This is a genomic window from Aneurinibacillus migulanus (assembly GCF_001274715.1).
Classification (GTDB): domain Bacteria; phylum Bacillota; class Bacilli; order Aneurinibacillales; family Aneurinibacillaceae; genus Aneurinibacillus; species Aneurinibacillus migulanus.
Map to the genome: position 1 here is coordinate 1,277,134 of NZ_LGUG01000004.1, position 7,025 is coordinate 1,284,158.

Below are 7,025 nucleotides of genomic sequence, written 5' to 3' on the forward strand. Positions count from 1 at the left end.
ATGGCAGAGGCTGGCCGATTGTGTGAAAATAGGGGAGAAGAGGCCAGAGATGGGAGAGAAAACGATGAACCTGGAATTCTACGGGTTAACTAAGAAGTTACGGGAGTACCGGCTGGACAGCAAGGTTACTCTCAAGGAAATCGAAGAAAAAACGGGAATTTCCCAACAGCGGATGAAGCGTATCGAACAGGGAGTCAGCCCGATTACGGTAGAAGAAGTAGAAATGTTGCTCGCTTTTTATCAGATGGATGCTAATGCGATTCTTGCCTATAACGATTTAGCACGTCCAGCAGGCCGATCGCAGAAGGCGTTGCGTGCCGTTATCTGGATAGCCTTACTGGCGGCGCTTAGCTATGGTGGTTATAAAGGGTATGCGACGCTGCAGGGTGAAAACACCACACAGCCGGCGGACGGAAATGCATCTATTGAAGAGATAATGAAAAAGCAGCCAGAGGGGGGAGAGCAGAAAGTCAGCGAACTTCTTACAGGAGCGCAAGCAGACAAACCGCCGGTTCCAAAGCAGACTGCTGCTTCGGAACAAAAGAAGGAGGCAGCAAAACAGGGTGGCTTTCGCTTAGCAGTGTATGGGGACCGTCCATATCATACCGGCGGGATAACTTCGCTTACGCAGGCGGATTTTCAACTGTTTCCTGTGTCGCAGTTTCAAGTGGGACAGGGAGTGCCTGAGTGGATTAAAAAAGTATCAGAGAAAGCACCAACAGGTCTTGATGTAGCTAATGTTGATATCTTGAAAGGACAAAGCCGGATAGGTATTGCCAAAGAAATTGAGCTACTTAACAAGCATCATGTAAGAGTGCTTGGCTACGGCTCGGCTGAACAGGTATTTCGCCCACAAATCTTCGAAAAAAATGGAGTGAAATACGGATTGATGTCCTACACCCGTGTCGTGCCGGCGGTCGAATGGAAAGCGGAAGGCAAGCAAGTCGGAGTAGCCGATGCGTACGGGAAGCATATTTTTGACGATATCCGACGGGCCAAGCAACAGGTTGACGTATTGATTTTGACCATGTATTGGGGGAAAGAAGGTCAGACATCTCCCGAACAGTACCAGAAAGATCTAGCATATAATTTGCTTGATGCAGGAGTGGATATGGTTGTGGGACATCGTAGTTCTATCAGGCAGCCATACGAACTATATAATGGAAAATACATTTTTTATAATCTTGGTCCGTCACAGTTAGATGTACTGTTTGATGGGAAAAATATCAAAGAAATCGCAATTGTTCAAAATAGTGAAAGAAGCGTACTTCCACGGGAAAGTCAGAAAAAATAAAAATGATAGACAAAATATTTTGTTGTCTTCCTCCTGAGTGATGTGTATAATTATCAACATAAATTAATAATTATACTAAAAGGGGAAGCATAAGATGACAACGTGGAAAAAGGCAGGGATATTGTTTCTTATTATTGTGATGGGGCTTATGGCCGTCGCTTGTGGAAACAAAGCAGAGACTACAACAAAGGGCAATGCAAACGCCGACAAAAAAATTGTAGCGGTAACGCATGCACAATTCCGTCCGTTTGAATACATGAATGCCCAGGGGAAACCGGAAGGCTTTGATATTGATATTATTAATGCAATTGGAAAAGAACTCGGCTGGCAGGTCGAAGTACAGGATACAGGATTCGATGGCGCGCTAGAACAGGTGAAGAACGGTAAAGCTCAGGTGGCTATCGCGGCGATTACCATTAATAAGAAGCGACAGCAGTCATATGCATTCTCTGATCCGTATTTTGATGCAAAGCAGTTGATTATGGTGCCTGAAGGTTCTCCGATAAAGACGCTACAGGATATTAAAGGCAAGAAAGTAGCCGTACAGCTATCTACGACCGGTGCGCTTCTGGCGGAAGATGTTCTGGGCAAAGGAAACAAGGATATCTTCCAGTTTGAAGATCTACCATCTGCCATGGACGAGTTGTATAACAAGCGGGTCGATGTGGTTATCGGTGACAACGTACCGATGATGGAGCAGATGGCCAAAGTATCTAAACCGGGCTTTGTTACGTTCGATGACCCAACCATACCAAAGGAATCATACGGCATCCTTATGCAAAAAGGGAATGATGAGATGGTAAAACAGGTGAATGGTGCGTTGAAAAAGATTAAAGAAAACGGCACGTACGATGAAATCTATAAGAAGTATTTCTCTGAGAAGTAAGATGGAAGAAAAAGAGAATCTGCCGATTCTCTTTTTTTATTCCCAAATCTTCTGCATTCCTGTTACAATAGAGAATGTTACAGACATGCGGGCCAAAGCTACGGGTATTTTCCGGATGTCGCCCGACTACGCATTTTTACATAAAGCGGAGCAGATTCAACCCCGAAAAGCCGTGAGTACGGTGATGGGCAGGTGGCGTACAGGCATGGTTCGGGAATAAGGAGTTTGACGTAGATGAGAAGAAAAGTAAAATTGGGCGCGATTGCTCTATTCGCGTCGTTAAGTGTATTAACCGGATGTAATACGAAAGTAATTGAACGTGAGAACCAGGCGTTGAAAATTGAGCTCGATAACGTAAAAAAACAATTGAGTGATAGTCGCCAACAGACCAAGCAGGTGACTGACGAGAAGGCAAAGCTGGAGCAGCAAATCGAGCGCCTGAAAAGCGCGGAAGTGGACGAGCAAACGCTGCCACAATTGGCTTACTTAATGGAACAGGAGTCCCGTGCGGCACTTCGTAGCGCATATGAAGCCAGCATGCCGCTGATAAACGGAGCGAATGGAGATAAGTTTAGGAAGGCAGCGCTGACTCAGTTCCAGCGTGCCCTGGCGCCGCATGCGACACAGGAATACATTGACATAGAGACGCGCCGTCTTCAGGACACATGGGCAGCTAAAGAACCGACTATTTTTCCAACCGATAAAGTAAAGCAGGTTACGTTAAAGCAAAAAGATGATAAGCAAGCGGTCGTAGAGGCGCTTATTACACGTTCTAGTCCCAATCAGCCTCAGACCAGCCAGGACTATCTTATGACGATTACCGTAGAGAAGACGGAGCTAGGATGGAAGCTAAAAAATACCAAGACAGACCCGGCTCCAGTTGAGCATCCAGCGACAACACAGGATGGTTCAACCGGGGATCCGGCAAACAAACCCTCCTGATGCTAGAGATCAGGAGGGTTTGTTTTGTTACAGTGTCAGCTTGATACTGCTATCATCTCGAATAGGATAGAGGGTGCGCCGTATTGACTATGTCCGCCAGGCATTGAGAAATCGAAATCGTCTGCTTGCTTAATCGGTTGTGCAAACATATCAAAAAAGTTATGCGCGATAGTGATTTCTTTCACTGGTGAGGTGATTTGTCCGTTCTCGATGCGAAAGCCCTGCGCCGCAAGCGAGAAGTCACCGGAGACCGTATTTGTACCGGAATGAAGTCCCTGTACATCCGTGATATAAATCCCGTTCGTCATTTCGGAGAACAGGTCATTTAGCCCGGTTGTGCCATTCGGTATTTGCAGACGATGGGGGGCGATTTGCACTGTTCCCTTGTAGCTGCGAATGCCGTGGCCGGTAGGCGTCTGTTTCATTTCCGCTGCGGTCTGAAGACTGTGAAGATAACTCTCTACAATCCCATCCCGCACTAAATAGCGCGCAGATGTATCCATGCCTTCATCGTCGAATAAAACGCGCTCGTGCCCGGAATATGGATCGTCCAGCAAGTCGAGTGAGCCGAATAGTTTCTCACCGAGTTGGCCTTCGAGGCGAGACGTACCTTGCAGAACATTTCGTGCTGAGAATACCCCGCTATAGACGCCGAGCAACGAGCAGACAACACGGCGATCCAACACGGCTTGATATCGGCCGACAGGTATCGGTTTGCCGCCCAGTTTGCGACGGGCTTTGCCTACAGCCTCATCAATTAGCTTGGCGCGGTCTAGCTTACTTAAATCTCCCATATAGTATGCGCTGTCTGTCTCCACTTCTTCACCACGTTTTACGATGACAGACAGGTACGCCATACTATAGTTGGAACGATACGTTTTATCTAATCCGTGTGTATTGGCGATTTGGCGCGTACTTTCTCCTGAACTTATCATTGCGTAGCTGACGTCCGACACTTCTTCGGCGGCCCTTGCTTGTGCTTCCAACTCAAGTGCAAGCGTAATCTTATCTTCTTCTGTAAGGTCAGGCTGACTGTCATGCCAGCTTCCTTTCTGTTTCTCCTGAAGCATGGGTTCTTTCTCTTTCATTAAAGAAGCGTTATCCTTCACCATGTCCAGTAAGGTCTCGAATTCGTGAGGGCGGAGTCGTTCTGTATAAGCGTAGCCGGTACCAGACTGGTATGTGCCGCGAACGCCGAGCCCGGCTGTATCGGTTTTTTTGTATGATTCGATTTTTCCTTCATACGCTTGGACACTGAAGTTTATGGATTGACTGGTCAGTACCTCAAGTTCAGCGATTCGTTTTTTTTCGGCAAGTTCGAATAGTTGTTGAATCATTGGCCGCTCCCCCCAACCGTCAATTGTGATACACGCAGCGCAGGTTGGCCGACGTTAACTGGGATGGACCCGCTGATCGAACCGCACATTCCCTGTCCCGGCAAGAAGTTATTGCCCACCATGTCGACATCGTACATTGTCTGTCGCCCATTCCCGATTAAGGTGGCCCCTTTGACCGGATACGTAAGCTTGCCATTCTCGATCATATATCCTTCTAATACGGCGAAATTAAAATCTCCAGTCGTCGTATTCACGCTGCCGCCGCCCATTGTTTTGGCGTACAGTCCGTACTCGGTAGTGGCAATCATGTCTTCAAGCTTGTCGGTGCCACCTAGAATATACGTATTGGTCATGCGGGATGTAGGGGCGAAACGATATGACTGGCGCCGCGATGAACCGGTAGATTCCATCCCCATGCGCCGTCCATTCAACTTATCGACAAGATATCCTTTAAGTATGCCTTTTTCAATTAGCACGTTGCGCTTGGCCGGAGTGCCCTCGTCATCGATATGAAGTGAGCCCCATTCATTGTTAATCGTACCGTCATCCACTGCGGAGACTTTGTTACTGACGACTTGTTGCCCCAATTTGCCAGCGTAAGGTCCTTTGCCTTTGGCAACTGCTGTAGCCTCCATCCCATGCCCGCAAGCTTCATGGAAGATGACGCCGCCGAATCCGTTATCGATAACGACCGGCATTTTGCCGCCTGGGCATGGCTTAGCCTCCAGCATGCGGACCGCTGTATCTGCCGCTGACTCGGCCAGTGCGCGTAGATCGAGCTCATTGTAGAATTCGAACCCTTTCTGTGCGCCAGGAGCGACATATCCCCGCTGCTTTTGTCCATCTTCGGTAGCAATAGCTTCTACGAAGATGCGGGTGCGCACGCGTGTATCTTCCGCCCATACACCTTCTGAATTAGCGATGAGCACTTTCTGTGTTTCATCAAAGTAGCGGGTCCGTACCTGCGAGATGGCGGTATGGTATGCCATGGCATGATGATTTAGCTCGGCCAGTACATCCCGTTTTTGATGGATTGAGACGACACGTGGATCGATTTGCGCGAGGTGGCGAGGCACGAAAAAACGTTTCTGGAACGTAATCGTTTTATTTTTATGCTCGCTTTTTTTGGCTGCCTGGGAGAGAAGGCGGGCGGTTTCGATGAGGTGTTCTTCGTCTTCATTGCTGGTATACGTATAGAGGTAATCGTTTCCATGAAAAATGCGTATACCGATGCCGAAATCCTGTCCGGAGCGTGCTTTTTCCACTTCGCCTTTGACCATAGAAATATTTTGCTCGACTTTGTTCTCAACAAACACTTCGGCAAAATCTCCACCGTAAGACAGAGCGGCAAGCATCACTCGTTCAATTGTTGCCGGATGAAGCATTGTGCATCTCTCCTTTCCTTTTTTTCCATTTTATACGATTATAATATAAGTTAGGATACATAAATTCAGAAAGGATTTATCAGAATTATGTATTTTGTTTACATATTACGCTGTGCCGACAATTCTTTATATACCGGATGCACGCCGAATATAGAGGAACGGGTAAAAAAACACAATGCAGGAAAAGGGGCGCGCTATACGCGCGGACGAACCCCTGTGGAAGTTGTGTATATAGAGGAAGCAGCAGACAGAAGCGCCGCTTTAAAACGAGAATACGCCATTAAGCGTTACTCCAAGCAGCAAAAAGAACGTTTAGTCAGCGGACGGATGGAAGAATGAGGATTGCGTAAAAATCCGTAAGCAGAGCACCTTAATGACTGGGGGTGAGATTCATGGCTAAACGTTCTAAAGCAGGCACTGACATTAACAAAGTGCGTCAGCAAAACCAAGCTTCAGCTTCCCAATTCGGAGCTGACACTGAGTTTGGTAGCGAGACAAATGTTCAGGCTGTTCGCCAGGCTAATCAACAGTCTAAAGCGAAAGCTGCACAACAGCAACAACAGAACAAGTAGTGAAAGAAGCATCATCCCAGGCTCCGACAATAGTCGGAGCTTCTTCTTATATGTGGTCATTGTGTACGTATCGAAATATGACTGTTTCCTTGCTTAAACAAAGCATGTGTGCATACGAAAAGAAAAAAGGAAAAGCTGGTCAGATTTTCTTTAGAAAAGTTCTTGCGTATTTTTTGAGGAAGTGATATATTTGTATATGTCGCCGCTAAATTAAGCGACAAACGATAAAAGATACACATTGCACTTTGAAAACTGGATACAGAAGAACAATGCGCAATTAGGAAAATCCAAATTGTAATAAAGCGTGTTCAAAAACGAGGACAAACAGAGCCGTGAAGTTCAAGGCGCGGCAGACCCGAACAGCGGAGCGTAGGTAAGACTACGTGAGCAGCGGAGGGACAATGCAACGCAGAAATTCAAAGCGCTGTTTCCCGGATTTTTTGAACATTCTCTAATAAGGTGATAACCCTTTGATGGTTAANAACGACGAAACGGGGAGCTGTAAGCGAGCTTTGATCCGGAGATATCCGAATGGGGAAACCCACTATCCGTAATGGGATAGTACTCCTGCCTGAATCCATAGGGCAGTGAGAGGCATACCAGGCCAGG

The 7,025-nt window shown here is 47.1% G+C and carries 8 protein-coding genes; 6 read left to right on the top strand and 2 right to left on the bottom strand.

Going from position 1 to position 7,025, the window contains the following annotated elements:
* The first annotated feature begins 49 nt into the window (after window positions 1–49).
* The 4 genes from AF333_RS08015 (at window position 50) to AF333_RS08030 (ending at window position 3,122) form a co-directional block, all read left to right on the top strand.
* Entirely contained in the window at window positions 50–1,294 is a 1,245-nt protein-coding gene (locus AF333_RS08015) for a CapA family protein (protein WP_043065629.1), read from the top strand.
* Window positions 1,295–1,388: 94 nt separating this feature from the next.
* Window positions 1,389–2,180, top strand: coding sequence for a basic amino acid ABC transporter substrate-binding protein (locus AF333_RS08020; protein ID WP_043065630.1), 792 nt, complete (start codon window positions 1,389–1,391; stop codon window positions 2,178–2,180).
* A gap of 1 nt (window position 2,181) precedes the next feature.
* Complete coding sequence (locus AF333_RS08025; RefSeq protein WP_043065631.1) at window positions 2,182–2,400, top strand: hypothetical protein; 219 nt, start codon at window positions 2,182–2,184, stop codon at window positions 2,398–2,400.
* 14 nt (window positions 2,401–2,414) lie between these two features.
* The gene (locus AF333_RS08030; protein WP_043065632.1) at window positions 2,415–3,122 is read left to right on the top strand and encodes a hypothetical protein; all 708 of its coding nucleotides are present in this window, start codon (window positions 2,415–2,417) and stop codon (window positions 3,120–3,122) included.
* 35 nt (window positions 3,123–3,157) lie between these two features.
* Here the strand turns inward: AF333_RS08030 and AF333_RS08035 are convergent, their stop codons facing one another.
* On the bottom strand, window positions 3,158–4,459 hold the full coding sequence (locus AF333_RS08035; RefSeq protein WP_043065633.1) for a TldD/PmbA family protein: 1,302 nt from the start codon (window positions 4,457–4,459) through the stop codon (window positions 3,158–3,160).
* Window positions 4,456–5,844: a TldD/PmbA family protein gene (locus tag AF333_RS08040; protein ID WP_043065634.1), complete on the bottom strand. Its 1,389-nt coding sequence runs from the start codon at window positions 5,842–5,844 to the stop codon at window positions 4,456–4,458. The genes AF333_RS08035 and AF333_RS08040 overlap by 4 nt, the downstream gene beginning before the upstream one ends.
* Window positions 5,845–5,931: 87 nt before the next feature.
* Here AF333_RS08040 and AF333_RS08045 point away from each other — a divergent pair, with 87 nt between their 5' ends.
* Window positions 5,932–6,183: a GIY-YIG nuclease family protein gene (locus AF333_RS08045; protein WP_043065635.1), complete on the top strand. Its 252-nt coding sequence runs from the start codon at window positions 5,932–5,934 to the stop codon at window positions 6,181–6,183.
* Window positions 6,184–6,236: 53 nt separating this feature from the next.
* The gene (locus AF333_RS08050) at window positions 6,237–6,416 is read left to right on the top strand and encodes a gamma-type small acid-soluble spore protein (RefSeq protein WP_043065636.1); all 180 of its coding nucleotides are present in this window, start codon (window positions 6,237–6,239) and stop codon (window positions 6,414–6,416) included.
* Window positions 6,417–7,025 lie beyond the last annotated feature (609 nt).

What these genes read in the sequence shown, in the direction of transcription:
- AF333_RS08020 (WP_043065630.1), top strand. Translation starts at nt 1,389, where the DNA reads ATGACAACGTGGAAAAAGGCAGGGATATTGTTTCTTATTATTGTGATG.
- AF333_RS08015 (WP_043065629.1), top strand. Translation starts at nt 50, where the DNA reads ATGGGAGAGAAAACGATGAACCTGGAATTCTACGGGTTAACTAAGAAG.
- AF333_RS08030 (WP_043065632.1), top strand. Translation starts at nt 2,415, where the DNA reads ATGAGAAGAAAAGTAAAATTGGGCGCGATTGCTCTATTCGCGTCGTTA.
- AF333_RS08040 (WP_043065634.1), bottom strand. Translation starts at nt 5,844, where the DNA reads ATGCTTCATCCGGCAACAATTGAACGAGTGATGCTTGCCGCTCTGTCT.
- AF333_RS08045 (WP_043065635.1), top strand. Translation starts at nt 5,932, where the DNA reads ATGTATTTTGTTTACATATTACGCTGTGCCGACAATTCTTTATATACC.
- AF333_RS08050 (WP_043065636.1), top strand. Translation starts at nt 6,237, where the DNA reads ATGGCTAAACGTTCTAAAGCAGGCACTGACATTAACAAAGTGCGTCAG.
- AF333_RS08025 (WP_043065631.1), top strand. Translation starts at nt 2,182, where the DNA reads ATGGAAGAAAAAGAGAATCTGCCGATTCTCTTTTTTTATTCCCAAATC.
- AF333_RS08035 (WP_043065633.1), bottom strand. Translation starts at nt 4,459, where the DNA reads ATGATTCAACAACTATTCGAACTTGCCGAAAAAAAACGAATCGCTGAA.